The following is a 24,098-nucleotide window of genomic DNA, read 5'->3' on the forward strand; positions in this document are numbered from 1 at the left end:
TTAATGACTTTAAAAAATTAATTTAAACTATAATCTTTACTGAAATCTTTTACCAATAATTCGTAAATTACCCTGAACCAAACGATTACACAAGGTAACGCTTTCAAAGAATATTTTTGAATATAATTTTCTTTGATAAATTTCGGAAATAAATCTGAAGTGGAAAAACAAGTTAAAATTAAAACAAAAAATAACAAAAATATAACGAATGGTGTTTTTTCTTTTTGAATAATGAACCAAATCATAACACCTGTAACTGCGATAATAAACGTGGGAGATTCTGAGCTGGAACTAAATAAAACTAAAAATAATAAAGTAGAACACAAAATCATTAATTGAAACGCAACTTCTTTATATTGTTTAATTCTGAGATAAGGTAAAGCAAAAATCACAATTCCCGGGAGAATAAAATAAAGACTCGAAATACTTGCGTCGCCTAAAATTCTACGTACAATTCCCATAATGGAGAAATCCTGCATCGAAGTCAATGACTCATTTTCAAGATTTTTACCAGTTAAGGAAATATACCAATCGTTGTAAGATTGCAAACCAAAATGCACGTTTGAATACAACATTGGCAAAATTAAAAATACAATGAAAATTACCACAAATGAAATGATGAATTTCATCTTGTTCTTAATAAAGAAAAAGCCAGAAAGTCCGACGATTCCGTAGATTTTAACAAAAAACCCAATTAAAATCGCCAAAGCAGATTTTGTTTCCTTATTCTCATAAATGTAAACCATTGATAAAACGAGCAAACCAGTTAATGCGATATTGAACTGAACGCTTAAAGCAGCAGTGATAAATTCTTGCAAACAAAGCCAAGCCACGAAAGATTTTTTAACGTTTGAAATCGGTAATTTGCTCAATGCAAAAACAAAAACAAGTGCATTTGCAACATTCCAAAGTGGCATTCCGAGCCAATCTGGTAAAAGCGCAAAAGGTGCAATTAAAATTCCAAAAAATACACCATAATGATTGGCATCAAAAAATAAATCTGGATGTTGCTGAAAAATATTTTCTTTTTTCAAACTGCTTAGAAAAACATTTTTAAACAATAAATAATTATTATAGGCTTGTGGACCACGGAAATATTTCGCCAAAGCCGAAACGAAAGAAAGCAAAAGATAAATCCCAAAAATAATTTTAGGATTTGAAATCAATTTTAAGAATTTTTCTTTCAAAATAAATTCGTTTTAAACAGCGACGTTATTTTCACGCAAAGCATCATTCAGAGAGGTTTTCTTATCGGTCGATTCTTTTCTTTTCCCAATAATCAAAGCGCAAGGAACTTGAAATTCTCCCGCGGGAAATTTCTTGGTATAACTTCCAGGAATGACAACAGAACGTTCCGGAACATAACCTTTCGTTTCAATTGGTGAATCTCCTGTAACATCAATAATTTTAGTGGACATTGTAAGACAAACATTCGCGCCTAAAACTGCTTCTTTTCCAACACGAACGCCTTCCACAACGATGCAGCGAGAACCTATAAAAGCGTCATCTTCTATAATGACGGGCGCTGCTTGAAGGGGTTCTAAAACGCCTCCAATTCCAACTCCACCGCTTAAATGAACATTTTTACCAATTTGTGCACAACTTCCAACAGTTGCCCAAGTGTCGACCATTGTTCCAGAATCTACATAAGCACCGATATTTACGTAAGAAGGCATTAAAATTACACCAGAAGCAATGAAAGATCCTTCTCTTGCAACTGCATGTGGAACAACACGAACACCTTTTTCAGCGTAACCTTTTTTCAACGGCATTTTATCGTGAAATTCAAAAGGACCAACTTCAATTGTTTCCATCTTTTGAATTGGGAAATACATTACAACAGCTTTTTTTATCCATTCATTTACTTTCCATCCGTTTTCTGTAGGTTCTGCCACGCGCAATTTTCCTTCATCTAAAGCTTTTATCACTTCACGGACTTTTTCTTGACTATCAGAGTTTTTTAACAATTCTCGGTTTTCCCAAATATTTTCTATGTTTTCTTGTAATGACATTTAGTTTTAGTTTTTTATTTAATTAATTATAGAACTCTTCTCGCAAAAAGAAAGGCTTTGTTCCAGTATTTTTCATTTAATGAAGAAATTATAACTCCTTTGGAAGTTGAGGCATGAATAAATTTTATTTCGCCGTCATTTCCAATATCATGAACGATTCCAACGTGCGAAACTTTAGATCCACCAGAAGTTGCAAAGAAAAGCAAATCTCCGGGTTTTACTTCATAAACTGAAACTTCTTGCCCACTTTTGGATTGATCTTCGGAGCGCCGTGGTAAATTTTGATTATTATCATCATAAACTTTTTTTGTAAAACCTGAACAATCAAAACCTGAACTGTTATTTCCACCATATTTATAAGGTGCACCGATATATTTCTCAGAATCTTTTAAAAGTTCCTGTCTTTGTGAATCTAATAAGCCTCTAAAATTTGAATTAAAATTTTTTAAACCTTCTGCTCTTACAACTGATTTTTTATAGGACGTTTTTTTAGCGACTTTTGAAGAGCCACAAGACGCGAAAATCAAAATGAATGGCAAAAGCAAAAATATTTTCTTCATTTACATAAATAGTTTTTCAAATTTAGTGAAAATTTAATTTTAATGGAATCTCAATGATTAATAATTATATAGTTCTAATTTTAGAAATGAAATTTAAATTAATAAAAAAACGCTCCAAAATAAATTGAAACGTTTCGTGGAGAATATCGGAATCGAACCGACCACCTTTTGACTGCCAGTCAAACGCTATAGCCAAATGAGCTAATCCCCCAAAAATTATTTGCAATAATAAAGAAAAATTTTTAATTTTTTAAATGTGAAGTTGTAAAGTTGTAAAGTTTAGAATTAAAAAAAATTAGAAATTAATAATAATTCAAAACAAAAATTATTTCCAACCACCGCCTAAAGCACGATATAAATCAATATTTGCTTTCATTTTAGTATATTGTGCATTAGAAATATTGAGTTCTGCTGTTAATAAATTTACACTTGCATTAATGACTTCTAAATAATTTGCAAGTCCGTAGTTTACCAATTCTTTGCTGTAATCTACAGATTTTTTGTAAGCTTCTTTCTCCTGTATTTTATATTCTATAAATTTATCTTGAGAATTGTAGCGTTTTAAAGCATTAGAAACTTCTTGACCTGCATTAAGAAAAGTTTTTCTAAAATTTAAATAAGCAATTTGTTTATTTGCTAAACTGACTTCGTATTGCGTTTTAATCTGTCTTTTATTTAAAATCGGTTGTATTAAACTTCCTACAAAATTTGCAAAAAGTGAATTCGCACTAAAAAATTTATCAAAATCTCCACTTTGGAAACCGCCGGTTGCGCTTAAACTAAAATTTGGATAAAAAGAAGCTTTTGCTGCATTTGTTAATTGAAAAGCATTTATTAATTGAAATTCTGCTTGTTTTACATCGGGACGATTTGCTAATAATTCTGATGAATATCCAATTGAAATATCTTTCGGAAATTGTGGTGTTTTAGAATTGGCTCTTTCAATTTTTTGTGAAGGAATTCCCAACAAAATACAAGTAGAATTTTCTAAAATTTCTATTTGCGTATCTAAATCAACCAACATTGCTTTTGCATTAAAAACCAAAGCTTCACTTTGTTGAACGGCAACTTCTGTTAAATTCCCCGCAGTTTTTAAAGCTTTAGTAGTTTCTAAATTTTTATTTCTTAAATCTATAGTTTCTTGAATGATTCTTTTTTGCTCATCTAAAGTTAAAAGTTGGTAATAATTTGAAGCAATATTTGCAACCAATTCACTCTTAATACTTTTGTGCGCTTCCACAGTTCCCAAATAAGAAGCTAATTGAGCACGTTCTTGAGCACTTAATTTTCCCCAAACATCAATATCCCAATTCATATTTCCAGAAAATTGAAAATTATCATTAAATTTTCTATTTCCAATAATTTGTCCAAAACTTGAGTTTAAAGATTGCGTCTGTAAAGTATAAGTTGGGCCAGCTGAAAGTGTAGGTAAATAAGCGGCTTTTGATTGTTTCACAAAAGCTTCAGAAACCAAAATATTTTGAACAGCAATTCTTACATCTAAATTATTTTCTAAACCTTTTGCAATATGCTTTTGTAAAATTGGATCGGTAAAAAAATCTTTCCAAGAAATTTGTGCAATTGTTGAACTATCTTTTGGTAACAAATCTGTACGGAAAATATTGTCATTAAATTCTGTAGAACGCACATATTTATCTCTCGTAGCACAGGAAGAGACTATAATTGCAGCGAATGCAAGAATAAAAAATGGTTTTATATTAGAAATAAATTTCATTTTATTTTTTTTAAAATTATTCAGCTAAGTTTAATTCTTCTCTTTTAATCGGTTTAATTTTTTCTTGAATAGTTTGAAAAATTACAAATAAAACCGGAATGGCAAATAAACCTAAAATTGTCCCAATAAATAAACCTGCTGCAGCGCCAGTTGCAATAGAACGATTTCCTACAGAACCAATTCCAGAAGCAAAAACCAAAGGCATCATACCAAAAATAAATGCAAAAGAAGTCATTAAAATTGGGCGTAATCTTGCTTTTGCAGCATTAATGGCCGCCAAAGAAATACTTTCACCATGATGTCTTCGTTGGACCGCAAATTCTACAATTAAAATCGCATTTTTCGCTAATAATCCGACGAGCATAATTAAAGCGATTTGGAAATAAATATTATTTTCTAATCCCGCTAAACTTTGACCAATATAAGCTCCAAAAACTCCGAGTGGAAGTGAAATTACAACCGTAAGTGGAAGTACATAACTTTCATATTGCGCGGCTAAAATAAAGTAAACAAATACTAAACTTAAAGCAAAAATTAAAGCCGTTTGTGAAGTTGAATTTATTTCTTCACGTGAGAGCCCAGTAAATGCAATAGTATAAGCAGGCGGTAATTTTTGCTCCGCAACTTCTTGTACCGCTCTTATTGCATCGCCCGAACTATAACCTTCGGCATTGCTTCCTGTGACTTGAACAGAAGTAAATAAATTATATCTACTTACAGATTGTGGTCCAAAAGTACGTTCAAAAGTCACAAATTGAGAAAGTGGCGCCATTTCGCCAGAACTTGATTTTACATAAATACTGCTTAAACTTTCTATGCTATTTCGAATATCTGGTAAACCTTGGACGATTACACGAAATTGTTTTCCATATTTTGTAAAATCTGCTGCATAAATTCCGCCGACGTAACCTTGCATTGTAGCTAAAATATCATCTACAGAAACACCACTTTCTTTTGCGCGTGGAACATTAATTATTAAAGTGTATTGTGGAAATTTAGTATTAAAGGAAGAAGTTGCAAACTCAATTTCAGGTCTTTGTATTAAAGCACTTAAAAAAGTTTGTGTATTTTTATCTAAATCTTTTAAATCTCCACCAGATTTATCTAATAATTCTAGTTGAAAACCAGAACTTGAGCCATAGCCGGGAACAGAACCAGGTTGAAAAAAAACGATTTTCGCACCAGAAATTCCAGAAGCAGCGCCAAATAATTTCTTAGTGATATTTTCGATAGATTGTTCTGAATGTTTTGCGCGTTCCTTAAAATCTCCTAATTTAATAAAACCTAAGGCTGAATTACTTCCGTTTCCAGAAAGAAAACTTCTGCCTGTAGAAATTGTCATTCCCGTTACTCCTGGAACTTTTACCACTTGTTTTTGCAATTGTGCAACAATGTCATAAGTTCTTTCCATAGAAGAACCAGCAGGAAGTTCAATATTTGCGAAAATAATTCCACGGTCTTCTTTTGGAACAAAACCAGCAGGCATTGAAGAATTTGCCCACCAAAATAATAATCCTGTAACTCCGAAAATAATTAAAGTCACCCATTTGTGTCTTAAAAGAAAGACGAAACCTTTTCCATATTTTCTTGTAGTAGTATTAAATCCTACATTAAATTTATAAAAGAATTTTTGAACAAAATTTTTGTCCTGATAAGCTTTATCATGTTCATTTGCTTTTAAAAATAAAGCACATAAAACTGGACTTAAAGTTAAAGCATTAACTGCAGAAATTAAAATTGCAATAATTAAAGTCACACCAAATTGCTGATAAAAAACACCAGTTGGACCCGTAATAAAAGTTACAGGAATAAAAACCGCAGACATTACTAAAGTAATTGAAATAATTGCTCCTGTAATTTCATCCATCGCAGTTATTGTAGCAACTTTCGAATCTTTAATACCGTGTTCTAATTTTGCATGAACTGCCTCAACGACGACAATTGCATCATCTACAACAATTCCAATTGCTAAAACCAAAGCAAAAAGTGTTAATAAATTTAAAGAATATCCAAATAAATTTAAAAAGAAAAAAGTTCCGATAATTGAAACCGGTACAGAAATGGCCGGAATTAAAGTAGATCTTAAATCTTGTAAAAATATAAATACTACAATAAAAACTAAAATAAAAGCTTCAAATAAAGTGGTAATTACTTTCGCAATTGAAGCATCTAAAAATTCATTGGTATCAAAGTTTACAACATAATCTACGCCTTGAGGAAAAGATTTTTTAGCATCTTTTAAATAAACTTTAATATTATTAATAATATCTTGCGCATTTGAACCCGGTGTTTGGAAAATTCCCATACTTACAGAAGGAAAACCTCCGCTGCGACCAATTCCAGAATAAGATAAAGCATCTAATTTTACTTTTGCTACATCTTTTAATCTGAGAAATTGTCCGTTTCCTAAAGCTTTTAAAATAATATCGTCGTATTGACCTTGATCACTAAATTTCCCACTGTATGTAATTGTGTATTCAAATGAACTTCCACTATTTGAACCGATTTGTCCCGCTGCAGCTTCTCTACTTTGAGAATTAATTGCGGAAGTTACATCGCTTGGAACTAAGCCGTATGATGCCATTTTTGCAGGATCTAGCCAAATTCTCATGGCGTAAGTTTTTCCACCAAAAACATTGGCGTCTCCTACTCCATTTACTCTTTTAAGACTTGGAATAATGTTTATATTTAAATAATTCTGCAACCAAACATCATCTAAATTTTTATTTTTAGTGTAAAATGTAAGATACATTAATGCACTACTATTTTGTTTCTGAGTAATAACGCCGGATCTCACCACTTCACTCGGTAAAAGTGGTGTTGCACGAGCGACTTTATTTTGAACATTTACGGCGGCAATATCTGGATTTACACCTTGCTTGAAAAATACAGTAATTCCCGCAGAACCGTCGTTTCCTGCAGAAGATTGAATATAATCCATTCCTTCTACTCCATTGATTTGTTCTTCTAAAGGAATTACAACACTTTTCATTACTGTTTCTGCGTTGGCTCCGGAATAATTTGCGGAAACACGAACTGTTGCAGGAGCAATATCTGGATATTGAGTAACAGGAAGTTTATTTAAACCCAATATTCCCAAAATCACAATCATGATTGAGATTACGGTAGATAAAACAGGTCTGTTTATGAAATTTTTTATCATTAGAAAATTGGTTTTATAGATTCTACCATTTCATCCATTTTCACCGGTTTTTCTTTAATTTTTGTTCCAGATTTTAAACCTGTAAAACCTGAAGCAATAATTTTATCACCTTTTTTTAATCCAGATTTTATAATTGCATAATTATTTACTCTGTCTTGAAGTTGAATCACAGAATTTACTGCAGAATCTTTTTGAACTTTATAAACATAAACCAAACCTTGCTCTTCATAAGTAGAAGATTCTGGAATGACTAAAACATTATCGTAATCTTTGGGTAATTTTATTACGCCGCTGTTTCCGTTGCTTAATAATTTTTGAGCATTTGGAAATTTTACTTTAAATTGAATGGTTCCTGTTTGTGGATCAACTTGACCAGTTACTGTTTCAATTCTACCTTTTTCTCCATAATTACTTCCATTGGCTAATTCTAAACTTACCATTGGTAAATTTTTTAATTTTTCTGAAACCGTTGCGCCTTTAGAATTTTCTAAAAAATCAAAATATTGCTTTTCATTCATGGTGAAATACGCGTAAATTTCTGAAGTATCTGAAATAGTTGTAAGTGGAGTTGGATCAGAAGGACCAACTAAACTTCCCACTTTTAGAGGTAATTTGCCCACAGTTCCGCTAATGGGCGCACGAATTATAGAATAATCTACATTTGCAACAGCCCCTTTATAATCAGCTTGCGCTTGAGATTTTCCTGCTTCCGCTTGCATTTTACTAGCTTTTGCTTGTTGCAATTGCGCATTTGCTTTGGCTAAATTTGCGTATGCTGTTTGTAACTGAACATTACTAATAATATTTTTTTCCACTAATGGTTTGAGTTTATTTACTTCTACTTGAGCTGCATTTACTGAAGCTTGAGCTGCATTAATATTTGATTTTGTAGCTTCTACATTAGCTTTTGCAGCAGAAATTCCAGATTTTGCAGCTGCCGCATTTTCTGATAAAACATTGGTTTCTAAGCGAAATAAAGGTTGTCCTTTAGTTACAAATTGTCCTTCATTAACCAAAACTTGCGTAATGTAACCTTGGATTTTTGCACGAACATCGTTATTGGTTTTCCCTTGAATACTTGCTGGAAAACTTTGATATCCAGTTAAATTCTTAGTTTCAACTTGTACAACTGGGTAAGTTTGTGGACCCATATTTTTCTGAGCTTCCTTTTTCTTACAAGAAGTAATGCTCAAAAACGCGAGTAATAAAATTAAATAAGGTTTCATATGGAATATTTACTTTTTTAATGCTTATATTAAGTGGTCTATTTTCCTCAAAATTTGATGAAAATTAATTAATGGAGATTTAAATATTATTGGTATAATTTTTTTAAGGTTTCACTACAACTCATAATATTTGTTTTCAATAGGTCGCTGTAAATGTTCAGTTTGTTAATATAATTTTCAGTTTTTTCGTCTGGTTTTTTATTTTGATTAAATAATTTTAAATCTTCCAAAATATCCATTTCATTTTCTAATCTGTCAAGTAATCGACTAAATCGAATTTTTGCATATTCTGGATTTAAAATAAAAAACCGTTTTCTTTCATCTATTTTATTTAAAACTGTAATATGTTCACCTTTGAGAAGTAAATCTAAATTACAAGAAACAGAGCTTTTGCTCGCTTTTAAAACTTCTACTAATTCTTCAAAAGTAATTCCCTGTATTTCAAAATCAAAGGTAAGATAGGCGTATATTTTGGCAGCCAATGGTGTCAAATGATAATTTGTTGTATAAAAATTGACCAACTTGTGATAAAGTTTTTCGTCTATTTCTAAAGTTTTATCCATTTAATAATAATTCAAGATGCAAAGCTATAAATTTAGTTCTAAACAAAACGAACCAAATTGATAAAAAAAAAGCAACTCTTTAAGTTGCTTTATCTATTAGTATTAAAAATTATTTTTGAATATCCAAATCTGTTTCTTTTAAATACGCATCAATAATTTTAAAAGCTTTCTGCTCATCTGATAAACTTACCATTACTTTAAGATTATTTGCAGTAGGTGTACTTAAAAAAGTAAGATAGCCGTTTTCCGCAGTTGCTGTTATATTTTGCTCTTCTAATTTAGATTTTATTAATTGTATTTCTTGTTGATTGCTACTTTCAAAAACTGAAACTCTCGTCATTTCTTCCATCATATTCTTTTTTATTCAGTTCAAATTTACAAAAAATAATCACTAAACTGTATTACATTTTTTCTAAAACTTTTTCAATTTTATCTAATGCTTTCTGTAAATCTTCTTTAGAAACGTTTAAATGGGGTCTAAAACGGATGCTTTGAGTTCCACAAGTGAGAATGATTAAATTATTTTTGTACAACTCAGATTGGAAACTATTTCTCATTTCTGGCGTTGGTAAATCAAAAGCACACATCAAACCTCTTCCTCTTGCATTTGATATTAAATTCGGGAATTTTTGCTCAATTTTAATCAAACTATCTAAAAGAAAAACGCCCATATTTCTTGCATTCTCTACGAGATTCTCTTTTTCTATTACTTCTAAAATTAATTGCAAACGCAACATATCTGCAAAATTTCCACCGAAAGTAGAATTAATTCTGGAACTTTCTTTGAAAACATTATTTGGAATTTCATCTAATTTTTCTTTATTCGCTAAAATTCCACAAACCTGAGTTTTTTTACCAAAAGAAATAATATCTGGCGAAATGCTAAAATGTTCATAAGCCCACATTTTCCCAGTCAAACCAATTCCAGTTTGAACTTCGTCAAAAATTAAAAGGATTTCATTATCATCACAAATTTTACGAAGACCAACAAAAAATTCATCTCGGAAATGATTATCGCCACCTTCTGCTTGAATTGGTTCAATAATAATACACGCAATTTCATCTTGATGCATTAGAATCGCTTCTTCAATATTTAAGAGTGCAAGATTTTCTTGTTCAATAGTTTGATTTAAATTTTCTTCGTTTAAAGGGAACTGTAATTTCGGATTGATAATTCTAGGCCACGGAAACTTAGGGAAATATTCATATTTTCTTGGATCTGCTGTATTTGTTAAAGACAAAGTATAGCCACTTCTACCGTGAAACGCTTGTTTAAAATGAATACAAACTCCCGCTTCTTTATCAATATCTTTTTCGAAATTTTTCCGTGTTTTCCAATCGAATGCAGCTTTCATAGCGTTTTCTACCGCCAAAGTTCCACCAGAAATGAAGAAACAATATTGCAGTTCTTTAGGAATGGCAACTCTTTCAAAGACTTTCATGAAATCTGCATATTCTTGCGAATAAACATCAGCTAAAGTGGGCTTATTTACAATTAGTTTTCCTAACCAAGCTGATTTTTGCATCACATACGGATGGTTATAACCAATTGCGGTAGAAGCAAACATTGAAAACATATCCAAATATTCGGTTTGCGTAACAGAATCGAAAATGTATGAGCCATGAGATTTTTCAAAATCCATCACAAAATCAAATCCATCGGCGAGCATATGTCGCGAGAGAATTTTTTTTACATTATTAGTTGTGTCTGGTTTTGAAGCTATTGCGTCGTTCATATTTTTTAGTTGTAAAGTTGTAAAGTTGTTGAGTTGTAAAGTTATTGAGTTGTAAAGTTTTGACTGCTGCAAAGTTTGTTTAGTGTAAAAAAAATTAGTCTGTTAAATTTTCAATCTTATTTTAAATTTCACATCAAGACGACTTTACATCTTTACAACTCAACAACTTCACAAATCAAATTTAATTCCTTGTGCAAGTGGTAAATTATCTGTGTAATTAATGGTATTTGTTTGTCTTCTCATATAATATTTCCACGCATCAGAACCACTTTCTCTTCCGCCGCCTGTTTCTTTTTCGCCTCCAAAAGCGCCGCCAATTTCTGCTCCAGAAGTTCCTATATTTACGTTTGCAATCCCACAATCTGAACCTGAAGCAGATAAAAATGCTTCTGCTTCTTTTAAATTATTAGTCATAATTGCAGATGATAAACCTTGTGGAACACCGTTTTGTAAAGTGATCGCTTCTTCTAAAGTTTTATATTTAATTAAATAAAGAATGGGTGCAAAAGTTTCGTGTTGTACAATTTCAAAAGAATTTTCAACTTCTGCAATGCATGGTTTTACATAACATCCAGAACTGTAATTTTCGCCTTCTAAAACGCCACCTTCAACGATGAAATTTCCGCCTTCTTTTTTACATTTTTCAATTGATGATAAATATTGATTCACAGAATCTTTGTCAATTAAAGGTCCAACGTGATTATTTTCATCTAAAGGATCGCCAATTTTTAATTGTCCGTAAGCTTTTACCAAACGATTTTTCACTTCTTCATAAACTTCTTCATGAATAATTAATCGTCTTGTAGAAGTACATCTTTGTCCGCAAGTTCCTACTGCGCCGAAGACTGCGCCAATTATTGACATATTTAAATCTGCATCTTTTGAAATAATAATTGCATTATTTCCGCCTAATTCTAAGATTGATTTTCCAAATCTGTTCGCAACTGTGGAAGAAACTTCTCTTCCTACTTTGGTGGAACCTGTGAAAGAAATTAAATTCACATTTTTATCAGCGGTCATTTTTTTACCAATTTCGTGGCTTCCGACTAATAAATTAGAAATTCCTTCCGGATAATTATTTTCTTTTAAAACTTCTGCAATAATATTTTGACAAGCAACACCACAAAGTGCTGCTTTTTCTGAAGGTTTCCAAATTGTAACATTTCCGCAAATCCAAGCAAGAGCAGTGTTCCAAGACCAAACTGCAACTGGAAAATTAAAAGCGGAAATAATTCCCACAATTCCGAGCGGATGATATTGTTCGTACATTCTGTGTCCTGGTCTTTCGGAATGCATTGTGAAACCGTGCAATTGACGCGAAAGTCCGACAGCAAAATCACAAATATCTATCATTTCCTGAACTTCACCGAGACCTTCTTGCAAAGATTTTCCCATTTCGTAGGAAACCAATTTGCCTAAATCTTGTTTTTTCTCGCGCAATTTATTTCCAAATTGACGAACCAATTCTCCTCTTTTTGGCGCTGGAATTTTTCTAAATTCTAAAAAAGCGGTTTTTGCTTTTTCTAAAACTTGGTCATAATCTTCCGAACTGGACATTTGCACTTTTGCAATTAATTTTCCATTGGTTGGTGAAAAACTTTCGATGGTTTCGCCGTTTGCGAAAAAATCTGATCCAGTAGAAGAACCTTTATTTTCTGAGTGAATTCCTAAATTTTTTAAGACAGTTTCCATATCTGTGGAATGCGAACTTTGGGACATTTTTTAAGTTTTGATGTTTTGCTAAGTTAAAGATAATTGGCTAATTATGCAATTTGTAGGCACTTTTCCCTAAATATTTAAAGAATTTATTATTTAAAAATATTCATTAGAATGTTGATATTTAAAAAAGTATGGATTAAAAGTTTTAATGGCATATTTTTAGAAATTATCTTTAGAAAATTCAAAAATAAGTACTTTAAAAAGTGTTAAAAACTGTTAAATTTTTATTGAAGAAATTTTACACTCATAAATATTGAGAATAATATTTAGTACAAAAGTGAATACCAAAATTATTTATTTGCTTAAATTTGAAAAAAGGAAATTAATAAAAATGGAAGAAAGTCCAAAAAATAACAGAAACGAAAAACTAAAATCCTGGTTTAAAAAAGTAGGGATTTTAGGTGTGATTTTCTTTACTTTGAAAGGTTTGCTTTGGTTGGTTGTGATTTATTTTGGTGCAGATTTTTTGAATGGATGTGGGAAATAAATTAATTCAATTTTGAAAAATGTTCTTTATATTTGAAAGTTATATAAATCCTTAATAAATATTTATTCTTAAATGAAAATATCAGAAGAATTAACTCCACTTGCTTATGAAATTTCTAAAAAAGTTTATAATAAAGAAATTTCATTCAGTGATGGACAGAAAATTATTGTTGGAGATAAGAGAATGAATAAAAATTCAGCAGCTGATTATATAAATGATTTCAGATGCTTAATTGATGGTAAAAGATTTACAAGAACTTTAAACGCATTTTCAATGAACTATTTTTTAGAAAATATTCTTGAAGATTATGGCAATGAAGCTCTTGAAAATTCATTAAATGCTTTATTACAACATATTGAATATTATGAAGATATTCAAAAAGTAACTATGCATAAAATGAGAAATATTTATGACAATTTTTCAAAAAATATTTTCATAGAAAACCTTGACGAAAAAGAACAGGAAGAAATAATTAAAGAACTTAAAACAGAAAATAAAAGTAAGGCAGAAATTTTAAAAGAACTTTTAAATCTTAAAGAATCTGAACAACAAATTGTAATTATTAAAGGAAAAGCTTACAAACGAGATAATAAAACTATCGCTCAAATAAAGTTTTTAAGAGACTTTTCTTGTCAATTCTGTGGTCAATCAATTCTAAAAAAAGATGGAAGTAAATATATTGAAGCCGCACATATTAAACCAAAACATTTAAAAGGTAAAGAATGTTTAGAAAATATAATATTGCTTTGTCCTAATCATCACAAAGAATTTGATTTAGGTAATCTTAAAATAATTATTCATACGAAAGAAAAATTGGAAGTAATTGTTAATAATGTAAATTACAAAATTAACTTTGAATTATAAAAGGCTTCTACGTTCTAAACAACTTTATGATAAATCAAAATAAAATTTAATCCCAATCTTCTTTCCCAATTCTATACAAAACATTCATTTTAGAATCTTCTCCAAAATAAGCCACATCCAATTCTCCTATATTTTTTGCACCGAGTTTTTCCATCGCTCTTCGAGAACGGAAATTTTCACTTCCAACATGGAAATTAACGGAATCTACAAACTGAAAAATATAATCGAGCATTAATTTTTTAACTTGTGAATTGTAATTTTTGCCCCAAAAGTTTTTACCATAAAAAGTATAACCAATAAAAATGGAATTATCTTCCGCATTAAAATCATAAAAACGCGTACTTCCAATTATTTTATTAGAAGGTTTATCTATGATCACAAAAGCACCTTTACTTTCTAACGCACCATTAAAAAAATTCTCAAAAACTTCTCTTTTGTAGCGGTTTTTATTCGGATGTTGGTTCCAAACTTCTTCGTCTGATGCTTGTAAAAATAAATCTTCAAAGTCGCTTTCTTTCAAAGGTTTTAATAGAACATTGTCATTTGATAATTCTTGTTGAACGGAAAAATTCATAAGTGAGAATTTAAAATATTTGGTAGAAAATTATTTTGCGTTTACGAATTTAAATAAAAAAAGCCGAGTAAAAACCCAGCTTATAATATTTTTGAAAAATTTAATTAGATGTTTTATTAATTTAATAAAATACCTTGGTTTAGGTTTAAAAATCTAGAAGAAGCCACAGAAGGCATAGAATAAACTTCCGCTTTTGCTCTTGTACTCACAATTTTTTTCAAATAATCTAAAGATTTAGCTTCTTCAATATCTACATTGCTTAATTCATAAATGTGAACTGCAGCGTGATCTGTGAAGATTTCTTTTGCAATTGCTAATTGTCCTTCATTTTTAATTGCAACACTTGCAATTAATTTATCTGTTTCGTAAGTGTTAAATTGTGGTGTTCTTCCACCAAATAATCTATCCCAAAAGTTTTGTTTTTCTTCTCCTTGTTGGTTTAAATAAACTATATAATCTTCGTTTTGAAATCCTGAGTTTTCTAAATTTTGGGCTAATTTTTTTGCGTCTTTTTGTGTTGGAAATAATCCAATAATAATTGTTGTCATAGTGTTAATTTTTTAATTGTTTTTAACACTGCAAATTTACGACCAAATAATGAATATTTTGTTAATATTATTTATATTAATGAATAATTGACAAAAATCATAAATTATATTATTGATATAGCAATTAAAGTTTTTAAACGCAGACTTAAAATGAGACAATGTGACATTCTGAAAAACAAAAAAATTAATTCGTCACAATTTTTTCATTAATTACTTCAAGCGCAGCTTTTACATTGGTAATTTTTTCCATAGAGCTATTATCAATTTCAATATCAAAAACTTCTTCTACATCTAAAATGACATCAACTAAATTTGCCGAATTAATATTTAAATCATTAATGAAATTGGTATTTTCCGTTAAATTATTGAGTGCATCTTCGTTTTTCACGTAAGGTTTAATAATGGTTTTAAGTTTCATTAAAATTTCTTCTTGCTCCATAATTTTTTATTTGTAATATTTTTTAAAGATAATACATCCATTTACATCGCCAAAACCAAAACTTACTTTTGCAGCAATATTGATTTCAGTTGAAATTAATTTTGTAGGGATTTTATCTTTATTTATTAAATTTTCAATTTCTTGTTTTAAATCTTCACAATTAATATTTGGTGCGACAAAATTATGATACAATTGCAAAACTGTCGCTACAGATTCTACACTTCCTGCCGCGGAAAGTGAATGACCAAGCAAACTTTTTAAAGAATTAATGTAAGGAAAATTACTCCCTTTTCGATTAAGTGCTTTTGTTAAATTCTCAATTTCCAGCGCATCTTTTGAAGTTGCGGTTAAATGTCCGTTGATATAATCTATATTTTTAGGTAAAATTCCACTTTCAAAAATCGCATCTTTTACACATTTTTGAACGGCTAAAGAATTCGGCGCAGTCATACTTCCATCGCCTCTTTGTCCGCCAGAATTGAGATTTCCGCCTAAAATTTCACAATAAATTTTTGCATTTCTTTCTAATGCAGAATCCAGACTTTCTACTACAAATGCACCTGCTCCACTTCCCGGAACAAAACCTGCAGATGTTTCGCTCATTGGTCTTGAAGCTTTTTCAGGATTTTCATTCGATTTAAAATTACAAACTTTAATCGCATCAAAACCTGCCCAAATGTAAGGTCCAGAATCACTTGTACTTCCTGCTAAAATTCGTTTTGCTTTTCCTAATTTTATTCTATCAAAAGCCATTAAAATCGCTTCTGTTCCAGTTGTACACGCAGAAGAATTTGTTGTAACTTGATTTCCTAAACCTAATTTTCCTCCTAAATAAGCAGAAATTCCGCTGTTCATAGTTTGAGAAACTGCGGTGCTTCCTAATTTGCGAGTTTGTAAATCATCAATTTTATAAATACTTTCTCTGAACTTTTCTATTCCAGAAGTTCCCGCTCCGAAAATAGTTCCGCTTTCCCAATCTGGATTTTTTTCATTTGATGGTTCTAAACCTGCATCTTTCCAAGCGTCTAAACCTGCAATGACGCCGTATAAAATTCCTGTTGAATTGAAATTTCGTAATTCTAAAGGTGTAAAATAATCTAGCTTTTTTTCTTCTGAAATTTCTGGTGCTCCAGAAACTTGACAAGAAAATTTTAAATCTGCGAGTTGTTGGTTAAATTTAATTCCAGAAGTTCCGTTTTTTAAGGATTCTAAAAAGGTTTCTAAATCGTTTCCAATTGGAGAAACAACGCCCATTCCGGTAATTACAACTCTATTTTCCATTTATATTTTCTTTAATAAATCCAGAAATTACACCTTCGCAAACTGTTTCATCTTTTTCATTTTTCATTAAAACTTTACATTTTAATTTATTAAATCTAAAATATATTTTCTCAGAAATCACAGTTACTTTTTCATTTGGAAAAACAGGTTTTAAAAATTCAATTTCTGTGGAAGATAAAGCGACAGAAGCTTTTTCATTGATGTCTTTAATTAAATAAATCCCCAAACAAACCAAACCAATTTGCGCCATACATTCCGTTAAAATTACACCCGGAGTTACAGGATAATTTTTAAAATGTCCTTTAAAAAAATCCATATTTTCATTGAAAATGAAATTTCCTTTTACTCCCTTTTCATTAAGAGTTACAATTTCATCTACAAACAAAAAAGGTTTGGAGTAAGGTAATTTTTTTAAAATTTCTTCTGATTTCATTTATTGCAAATGTTCTCCACCATCGACTGGAATTACGTTTCCGGTTATCCAAGAAGCTTCATCTTTGCACAAAAGTGAAACCACCTTTGCGACATCTTCTGGTGTTGTTAATCTTTTATTGGGATTTCTTTGGATTGAATTTTTAATTAAATCTTCACTTCCAGGAATCATTTTTAATGAACGAGTTTCCGTAACTCCGGCTTGAATGCAATTACATTTAATTCCAAACGGCGCAAATTCTAACGCAATACTTCTGGAAATCGCTTCTAATGCTGCTTTTGCAGCGGAAACTGCCGCGTAAAATTTCCAAGGTTTTGTGCTTCCTTCGCTTGTAAAAACAATGATTCTACAGTCTTTTGCGAACAAATTATTTTTAAATAAAAGTTGCGTCCAATCATACAAACTCACCGCCATTGCTTGAAAAGTGATTTGAAAATCATCAGAATTTAAAACTTGATTTTCATCAGAAACCATTGCTTTCAAGTTTCCTTTTGCAATACTGTGAATCAAAACTTTTATTTTTGATTTTTCTCCTAAAATTAACTTTAATTCATTAATTATATATAATTGACTATCAATGTTCAAAGCATCTAAATTAAAATTTAAAAAAGAAATATTTTGAGATTTTATTTTATCAAATTCTTCTGAAATTTCTATCATTTCTGAACGAGAATTTCGATGAACAATACAAATATTAAATCCTTCAAGCGCCAATTTTTTCGCAGAAGCTAATCCCAAACCGGAACTTCCGCCTAAAATTAATGCCCAATATTTTTGATTTTTTTCTACCATTCTAATAAAACTCTTTGTGCAGAAAACCCGGGTCCGAAACTTAACATTAAACCTTTTTCTCCCTCTTGTGGATTCTTTTTCATAATTTCTTCTAAAACATAAAGTACAGTTGCACTCGACATATTTCCGTATAATCTTAAAATTTCTTTAGTTTCATCAATATTTTTGCCCAATTCTTTAAACATTTCTTCTACCATTTGCACGATTTTTTTTCCTCCTGGATGAAAAATTAAATAATTTATATCTTCAATTTTTAAATTTTCTTTGGCTAAAAATGGATGGATTATTTCTGGAAAATGAGTCGCAATCGTATCTGGAACTTCAATATCAAGAATCATTTTTAAACCAGAATTAGTAAGTTGAAAACCCATCATTTTTTCCTTATTATAAAAATGATACATTTCTTCAGCTAAAATTTTTGGTCCTAAATCTTCTTCGTAAGAACTCAATAATGCGCAAGATGAACCGTCGCCGAAAATTGCTGCACTTACAATATTTGCCATCGAAAAATCTTCCAATTGAAATGTTGCAGTCGGCGCTTCAACTGCAATTAACGCAGCTCTTTTATTTGGATTGGCTTCTAAAAATTTTTTTGCGTAAATAATTCCTGAAACTCCCCCTGCACAACCCATTTCTGTGACTGGCAAACGAACAATATCTTGTTTTAAATTCAGTTTATTGATTAAATAAGCGTCCAAAGATGGAATCATAATTCCAGTGCAACTTACGGTAATAATATAATCCAAAGTTTGCGGTTTCCAATTGGCTTTTTTTAATGCTTTTTCTAAAACTTTTTCACCTAAATTAATAGCTTCTCGAACGTAAATATTATTTTTTTCTTCAAAAGAAGTGGCGGTGAAAACTTCGACTGGATCCATAATGGAATACCGTTCATCAACAGCTGCGCCTTCAAAAATTTTTTTTACTTTTCTACGAAAACGTTCGTCTTGTGAAATCAACCATTGGTCTAAAAAGGGCAAAACTTCTAAAGTTTTACGCGAATGTTTTGGTAATTGTTTGGCGACAGAAACTATTTTTACACTCATATTTTTTTAATAATCCATTGAAAGCGAAACGCCCATTTCCATTTAATACTGTAGTTTTTTAAATTTAATTTCTGCGAGAATAATTCTAAATCTGGTTTTTTAAAACCTCTCAAAATAGAAATTAAACCATCATTTGCTGTCATTCTTTCTAATCTAAAAATAAAAATTATTATTTGAAAAAGTCGATAAGCTAATTTACTTCGTTGCAAATCATTTACCACAATTCCTTTTTTAACCAAATTAAAGATTTTTTTTAAAATTTTTAAAATTTCATCATCTTTAAAGTGATGTAAAGTAAGCGTAATTAGAGCGATATCTATATTAATTTTAGAAAAATCGTAAAGAAAAATATCTTCTGCTAAATAAGTAATGTTTTTATAATTTTTGGAACAATTTTCTGCGTGTCTTATCGTCGCTTGGTTTGCATCAATGCCGATTAATTTAAAATTTAAATTCTGTTTTTTTGCAAAATCAGAAAGCATTCGAACCATATCTCCGCTTCCGCAACCGAAATCTAAAATAGTAATTTCAGTATTTTTCGGAACATTTTTTAGCAAACATTTTACGCCATTTAAAGTCACAGAATTTCCACCTAAAAGTTGATTAATTTTTGCAATATCATCTAAAGCTGTAACTAAACCTTGATTATCCATGGAAAAATCGTCCATAGATTCTTCTAAATCTGTTCTGTAAGTTGTGTTTAAAGCCATTATTTTGGAAGGGGAATTTCTTTCCCGTGTGTTTTTTTAATTATTAAAGGAAGTAAAAATGGAAAATAAGTAATTGCTTTGGTTAAAATTTCAGACAAGAAAGAATGTTCAAATATCTTGCCCAAAAGTCGCCCAAACTTTAATCTGCTTTTAAAATTTCCATCCCAATTTTTAGAATAATTATTTTCCATTTTTTTACGAGAAATTTTCTCATTTAAAAATTCTGCGACTTCTTCTGAAGCCAATTTTGCACTGTGAATCGCCATTGCCATTCCGTTTCCGCATAGTGGATGAATTAATCCCGCGGAATCTCCAATCATCAGAATATGATTTTCTACATTTTCTTTTTCATCAAAACAAATCTGACTAATTGTTAAAGGTTTGTCAAAAACCATTTCAGAATTTTGTAAAATTTTCTTCAAATGTGGATTTTTTTGAACCACTTTTTGCTGAAATTCTTCGATATTTTTAAATTTTTTGAAAGATTTAAAATCAGTTAAATAGCAAATATTAAGTAAATTATTTTCCACTTTTGAAACGCCGCAATAACCGCCTTTAAAATTGTGCAAACCAACTAAATCATTTGGGAATTCTCCGTTATAATGCGATTTCACAGCAAGCCAAGGTGATTTTTTATTTAGGAATGAACGTTTCATATTCAAATCTAAATTGGACCTTTTACCGAAACTTCCTAAAACCACTTTTGATTTTAAAACCTCACCATTTGACAAGATGATTTCAAAAAAATCCTCTTTAAATATAATTTCATTTACTTGTTCCTGAATAATTTTACAATTTTGCGAAATTGCTTTTTGATACAAAGCAAAATCTAAAGAATAACGGCTGATTCCAAATCCACCAAGAGGAAGTTTAGAATTAATCATTTTTCCCGATTCCGATGAAAATTGCAAATCGGTAATGTGTGTTGGTTTTAATTTTTCAATTTTAATATCCAACCATTTAAAATAAGGTAAAACTTCATTTGAAATATATTCGCCGCAAACTTTATGTTTTGGATATTCATTTTTTTCAATAACAATTACTGAAAAACCTAATTTAGTCAAATGAATTGCGGAAGTTAATCCCGCTAAACCACCACCGATTATTAGGATTTGGGAGTTTTTGGTAGAGTTTATCAATTTTTGAAAGTATGTGTATGTAAAAATTAGACTTTTTGATCTTTAATTTCATCCACAATTTCAGGATTCAGCAAAGTAGAAGTATCACCAAAATTACTAAAATCTCCTTCTGCAATTTTTCTTAAAATTCTTCGCATAATCTTTCCAGAACGCGTTTTTGGAAGAGCAGAAACAAACTGAATTTTATCTAATTTCGCAATTGGTCCCATTGTTTCAGAAATCACATTATTAATTTCTTTTTTCAAATTTTCTCTATCCCGGGTTTCACCAAAATCTTTTAAAATCACAAAACCATAAAGCGCACTTCCTTTTATATCATGAGGATAACCAACAATCGCTGATTCTGCAACAGCTGGATGAAGATTTATACTGTCTTCAATTGGCGCAGTTCCAAGATTATGTCCGGAAACGATAATCACATCATCTACTCTTCCTGTAATTCTATAATAACCAACTTCATCGCGCAAAGCTCCGTCTCCACTAAAATATTTTCCTGGAAAAGCGGAGAAATAAGTATCGATATATCTTTGATGATCGCCCCAAATTGTACGCGCAATTCCCGGCCACGGAAAACGAATACATAAATTTCCATCCACTTGATTTCCGGTAATTTCATTTCGTTTATCATCCATCAAAACTGGCTGAATTCCAGGTAATGGTAAAGTGGCATAAGTTGGTTTTGTCGGTGTAATAAAAGGAAGCGGAGAAATCATAATTCCGCCCGTTTCAGTTTGCCACCAAGTATCAACAATTGGGCATTTTCTTTTTCCGACGTGATCATTATACCAATGCCACGCTTCATCATTAATTGGTTCACCTACAGAACCAATAACTCTTAAACTTGATAAATCATGTTTTTCAATCCATTCATATCCTTCTTTTGCTAAAGCACGGATTGCAGTTGGAGCGGTATAAAACTGTGTGATTTTATGTTTTTCGATAACTTCCCAAAAACGATCTGGATTTGGAAAAGTCGGAACTCCTTCAAAAATAACTGTTGTTGCGCCATTTACTAAAGGACCATAAAGAATGTATGAATGTCCTGTAACCCAACCAATATCTGCAGTACACCAATAAATATCATTTTCTTGATAATCAAAAACATTTTTAAAAGTATAAGATGTGAAAACCATGTAACCTGCAGTAGTATGTAACATGCCTTTTGGTTTTCCTGTAGAACCAGAAGTATAAAGAATGAAAAGTGGATCTTCTGCATCCATAATTTTTGTTACAAAATCGGGTGAAGCTTTTTGATATAAATCATCAAGCCAAATGTCTCTATTGTCATTCCAATGGACTTTACAATTTGTTCTTTTTACCACTAAAACTTTTTCTACTACAGGTGTTTTTTCTACAGCCTTATCGATAATAGTTTTTAAATCAATAGATTTATTTCCACGGTAACTTCCATCAGAACAAATAATCAATTTCGCACCACAATCATTAACTCTTGAAGCAACTGCAGTATCAGAAAAGCCAGCAAAAATTACAGAATGAATAGCGCCCATTTTTGCACAAGCTAACATTGAAATTGCTAATTCTGGAATCATAGGTAAATAAATACAAACTCTTTCACCTTTTTTAACACCCAATTCTGTTAAAACATTTGCCATTTTGCAAACTCTTTTATGCAATTCTCGGTAAGAAATATATTCTGCGACTTCTTCAGGATTATTTGGTTCAAAAATAATGGCTGTTTTATCGCCGCGCTCGTTTAAATGTCTATCTAAACAATTTTTGGTGATATTTAATTTGGCATTTTTAAACCATTTAATTTCAGCTTTTTCCATATCATATTCCACCACTTTGCTCCATCTTTGGTACCAAACAAAATTTTCATCAGCTATTTTATCCCAGAATTTTTTAGGGTTTTTAATTGATTTTTTATATTCTTTAAAATATTCCGGAAGGTTCTGTATATGGTAATTTGACATTGTGAAATTTTAATTATTAAATTTAAGATTATAATTTTAATTAAAAAAAAGATATCAACATAAATTAAATTTATTCCAAAATTATTTTTTCAATCCTCAAAATATCTGTACTTTTGTACCCAATGAAAATAAAATTTCCATTGAACGATTTTATAGAAGACGGTTTTTCCGTTTCAAAATATTTTTTTTAATTAAACGAGACTTTTTTAGTTTCGTTTTTTTTTGTTTAAAATTTAAAAATATGGTGACTTTAGAAAATCTTAGCAAAGAAAAAATCTTATCAATCCTTTCTTTAGCAAATGAATTTAAAAATGGTTTAACATTAAAGCCCCAATCTAAAATATTTGCTGCAAATCTCTTTTTTGAAGATAGTACAAGAACAAAAATGAGTTTTGAAATGGCAGAACGCAAACTTGGTTTTGAAGTAATTCCTTTTGATGTTTCAAAAAGCTCCGTCAACAAAGGCGAATCACTTTACGATACTGTAAAAACATTGGAAAGCATTGGTTTAAATCTATTAGTCATTCGTCATTCTCAAAATAAATTTTATGAGGAATTAAAAAATATAAAAATTCCGATTATCAATGCAGGAGACGGAACGGGAAATCATCCAAGTCAAAGTTTATTAGATTTAATGACTATTCAACAGGAATTTAAAAATTTTGAAAATTTAAAAATTGGAATTATTGGCGATGTAAAACACAGCAGAGTTGCACATTCACTTTCTGACGCACTTCGGAAAATGGGTTCAAAAGTTTATTTTTCTGGTCCAGAAGAATGGTTTGAAGAAGCAAATTTTATGAATGATACTTACAGAGATTTAGATGAGTTGATTCCGATTGCAGATGTTTTAATTTTTCTAAGAATTCAACATGAAAGGCACGGTTTAGCAAAATTTGAAGATGTTGATTATTTAAAAAAATATGGTTTAACAAAAGAGCGTGAGCAAAAAATGAAATCTACTGCGATAATTATGCATCCCGCTCCGATAAACAGAAATGTAGAAATGGATACCGATTTGGTAGAATGCAAACGTTCGAGAATTTTTAAACAAATGGAAAACGGTGTTTTTGCAAGAATGGCAATTTTAAAAATTTCTTTAGAAGAAAAAGGGATTGAATTCAAATAGTAATAATT

The 24,098-nt window shown here is 30.5% G+C and carries 23 protein-coding genes and 1 tRNA gene; 3 read left to right on the top strand and 21 right to left on the bottom strand.

Annotation, left to right across the window (positions count from 1 at the left end; all coding sequences use genetic code 11):
- Positions 1-17: 17 nt before the first annotated feature.
- The 11 genes from ACN0WB_RS04260 to ACN0WB_RS04310 all read right to left on the bottom strand — a co-directional run bounded on the left by ACN0WB_RS04260 (position 18) and on the right by ACN0WB_RS04310 (position 12,714).
- Positions 18-1,187, bottom strand: coding sequence for a glycosyltransferase family 87 protein (locus ACN0WB_RS04260; RefSeq protein ID WP_417429180.1), 1,170 nt, complete (start codon positions 1,185-1,187; stop codon positions 18-20).
- Between the two features lie 12 nt (positions 1,188-1,199).
- Positions 1,200-2,012 carry a 2,3,4,5-tetrahydropyridine-2,6-dicarboxylate N-succinyltransferase gene (locus ACN0WB_RS04265; protein ID WP_417429182.1) on the bottom strand — a complete coding sequence of 271 codons (813 nt, stop codon included), beginning with the start codon at positions 2,010-2,012 and terminating at the stop codon, positions 1,200-1,202.
- A 26-nt stretch (positions 2,013-2,038) separates the two neighbouring features.
- The gene (locus ACN0WB_RS04270; protein WP_417429184.1) at positions 2,039-2,572 is read right to left on the bottom strand and encodes a C40 family peptidase; all 534 of its coding nucleotides are present in this window, start codon (positions 2,570-2,572) and stop codon (positions 2,039-2,041) included.
- A 137-nt stretch (positions 2,573-2,709) separates the two neighbouring features.
- Positions 2,710-2,783, bottom strand: a tRNA-Ala gene (locus tag ACN0WB_RS04275).
- Positions 2,784-2,897: 114 nt separating this feature from the next.
- A complete protein-coding gene (locus tag ACN0WB_RS04280) occupies positions 2,898-4,307 on the bottom strand; it encodes a TolC family protein (protein ID WP_417429186.1) in 1,410 nt (469 codons plus the stop codon).
- Positions 4,308-4,323: 16 nt separating this feature from the next.
- Positions 4,324-7,470 (bottom strand): efflux RND transporter permease subunit, encoded by a 3,147-nt coding sequence (locus ACN0WB_RS04285; RefSeq protein ID WP_417429188.1) that lies wholly within the window; start codon positions 7,468-7,470, stop codon positions 4,324-4,326.
- Complete coding sequence (locus ACN0WB_RS04290; protein WP_417429189.1) at positions 7,470-8,696, bottom strand: efflux RND transporter periplasmic adaptor subunit; 1,227 nt, start codon at positions 8,694-8,696, stop codon at positions 7,470-7,472. Before ACN0WB_RS04290 ends, ACN0WB_RS04285 begins: the two co-directional genes overlap by 1 nt.
- An 86-nt stretch (positions 8,697-8,782) precedes the next feature.
- Positions 8,783-9,259: a GbsR/MarR family transcriptional regulator gene (locus ACN0WB_RS04295; protein WP_417429192.1), complete on the bottom strand. Its 477-nt coding sequence runs from the start codon at positions 9,257-9,259 to the stop codon at positions 8,783-8,785.
- Between the two features lie 109 nt (positions 9,260-9,368).
- Positions 9,369-9,608, bottom strand: a complete 240-nt coding sequence (locus ACN0WB_RS04300) for a DUF2007 domain-containing protein (RefSeq protein WP_417429740.1) — start codon at positions 9,606-9,608, stop codon at positions 9,369-9,371.
- A gap of 52 nt (positions 9,609-9,660) precedes the next feature.
- Positions 9,661-10,995: an L-lysine 6-transaminase gene (gene lat / locus ACN0WB_RS04305; protein ID WP_417429194.1), complete on the bottom strand. Its 1,335-nt coding sequence runs from the start codon at positions 10,993-10,995 to the stop codon at positions 9,661-9,663.
- A gap of 168 nt (positions 10,996-11,163) precedes the next feature.
- Positions 11,164-12,714, bottom strand: coding sequence for an aldehyde dehydrogenase family protein (locus ACN0WB_RS04310; RefSeq protein WP_417429195.1), 1,551 nt, complete (start codon positions 12,712-12,714; stop codon positions 11,164-11,166).
- 331 nt (positions 12,715-13,045) lie between these two features.
- Between ACN0WB_RS04310 and ACN0WB_RS04315 the strand changes: the two genes are divergently transcribed.
- Positions 13,046-13,201 carry a hypothetical protein gene (locus ACN0WB_RS04315; protein ID WP_417429197.1) on the top strand — a complete coding sequence of 52 codons (156 nt, stop codon included), beginning with the start codon at positions 13,046-13,048 and terminating at the stop codon, positions 13,199-13,201.
- A 72-nt stretch (positions 13,202-13,273) separates the two neighbouring features.
- Positions 13,274-14,065, top strand: a complete 792-nt coding sequence (locus ACN0WB_RS04320) for an HNH endonuclease (protein WP_417429199.1) — start codon at positions 13,274-13,276, stop codon at positions 14,063-14,065.
- A 46-nt stretch (positions 14,066-14,111) separates the two neighbouring features.
- Here the strand turns inward: ACN0WB_RS04320 and ACN0WB_RS04325 are convergent, their stop codons facing one another.
- The 10 genes from ACN0WB_RS04325 to acs form a co-directional block, all read right to left on the bottom strand.
- Complete coding sequence (locus ACN0WB_RS04325) at positions 14,112-14,639, bottom strand: GNAT family N-acetyltransferase (RefSeq protein WP_417429201.1); 528 nt, start codon at positions 14,637-14,639, stop codon at positions 14,112-14,114.
- A 116-nt stretch (positions 14,640-14,755) separates the two neighbouring features.
- A complete protein-coding gene (locus tag ACN0WB_RS04330) occupies positions 14,756-15,187 on the bottom strand; it encodes a hypothetical protein (protein ID WP_417429203.1) in 432 nt (143 codons plus the stop codon).
- 184 nt (positions 15,188-15,371) lie between these two features.
- Positions 15,372-15,626 carry an acyl carrier protein gene (locus tag ACN0WB_RS04335; protein WP_417429205.1) on the bottom strand — a complete coding sequence of 85 codons (255 nt, stop codon included), beginning with the start codon at positions 15,624-15,626 and terminating at the stop codon, positions 15,372-15,374.
- A gap of 6 nt (positions 15,627-15,632) precedes the next feature.
- The gene (locus ACN0WB_RS04340) at positions 15,633-16,907 is read right to left on the bottom strand and encodes a beta-ketoacyl-[acyl-carrier-protein] synthase family protein (RefSeq protein WP_417429207.1); all 1,275 of its coding nucleotides are present in this window, start codon (positions 16,905-16,907) and stop codon (positions 15,633-15,635) included.
- A complete protein-coding gene (locus ACN0WB_RS04345) occupies positions 16,897-17,340 on the bottom strand; it encodes a 3-hydroxyacyl-ACP dehydratase FabZ family protein (protein WP_417429209.1) in 444 nt (147 codons plus the stop codon). Before ACN0WB_RS04345 ends, ACN0WB_RS04340 begins: the two co-directional genes overlap by 11 nt.
- On the bottom strand, positions 17,341-18,132 hold the full coding sequence (locus ACN0WB_RS04350; protein WP_417429212.1) for an SDR family oxidoreductase: 792 nt from the start codon (positions 18,130-18,132) through the stop codon (positions 17,341-17,343).
- Positions 18,126-19,178, bottom strand: a complete 1,053-nt coding sequence (locus tag ACN0WB_RS04355) for a type III polyketide synthase (RefSeq protein ID WP_417429214.1) — start codon at positions 19,176-19,178, stop codon at positions 18,126-18,128. Before ACN0WB_RS04355 ends, ACN0WB_RS04350 begins: the two co-directional genes overlap by 7 nt.
- Complete coding sequence (locus ACN0WB_RS04360; RefSeq protein WP_417429216.1) at positions 19,175-19,888, bottom strand: methyltransferase domain-containing protein; 714 nt, start codon at positions 19,886-19,888, stop codon at positions 19,175-19,177. Before ACN0WB_RS04360 ends, ACN0WB_RS04355 begins: the two co-directional genes overlap by 4 nt.
- Positions 19,888-21,027 (bottom strand): NAD(P)/FAD-dependent oxidoreductase, encoded by a 1,140-nt coding sequence (locus ACN0WB_RS04365; protein ID WP_417429218.1) that lies wholly within the window; start codon positions 21,025-21,027, stop codon positions 19,888-19,890. The genes ACN0WB_RS04360 and ACN0WB_RS04365 overlap by 1 nt, the downstream gene beginning before the upstream one ends.
- A gap of 26 nt (positions 21,028-21,053) precedes the next feature.
- A complete protein-coding gene (acs, locus tag ACN0WB_RS04370) occupies positions 21,054-22,961 on the bottom strand; it encodes an acetate--CoA ligase (RefSeq protein WP_417429220.1) in 1,908 nt (635 codons plus the stop codon).
- Between the two features lie 241 nt (positions 22,962-23,202).
- Here acs and ACN0WB_RS04375 point away from each other — a divergent pair, with 241 nt between their 5' ends.
- Positions 23,203-24,090: an aspartate carbamoyltransferase catalytic subunit gene (locus ACN0WB_RS04375; RefSeq protein ID WP_417429222.1), complete on the top strand. Its 888-nt coding sequence runs from the start codon at positions 23,203-23,205 to the stop codon at positions 24,088-24,090.
- Positions 24,091-24,098: the final 8 nt, after the last annotated feature.

The organism is Halpernia sp. (assembly GCF_048269545.1).
Taxonomy (GTDB): Bacteria; Bacteroidota; Bacteroidia; order Flavobacteriales; family Weeksellaceae; genus Halpernia.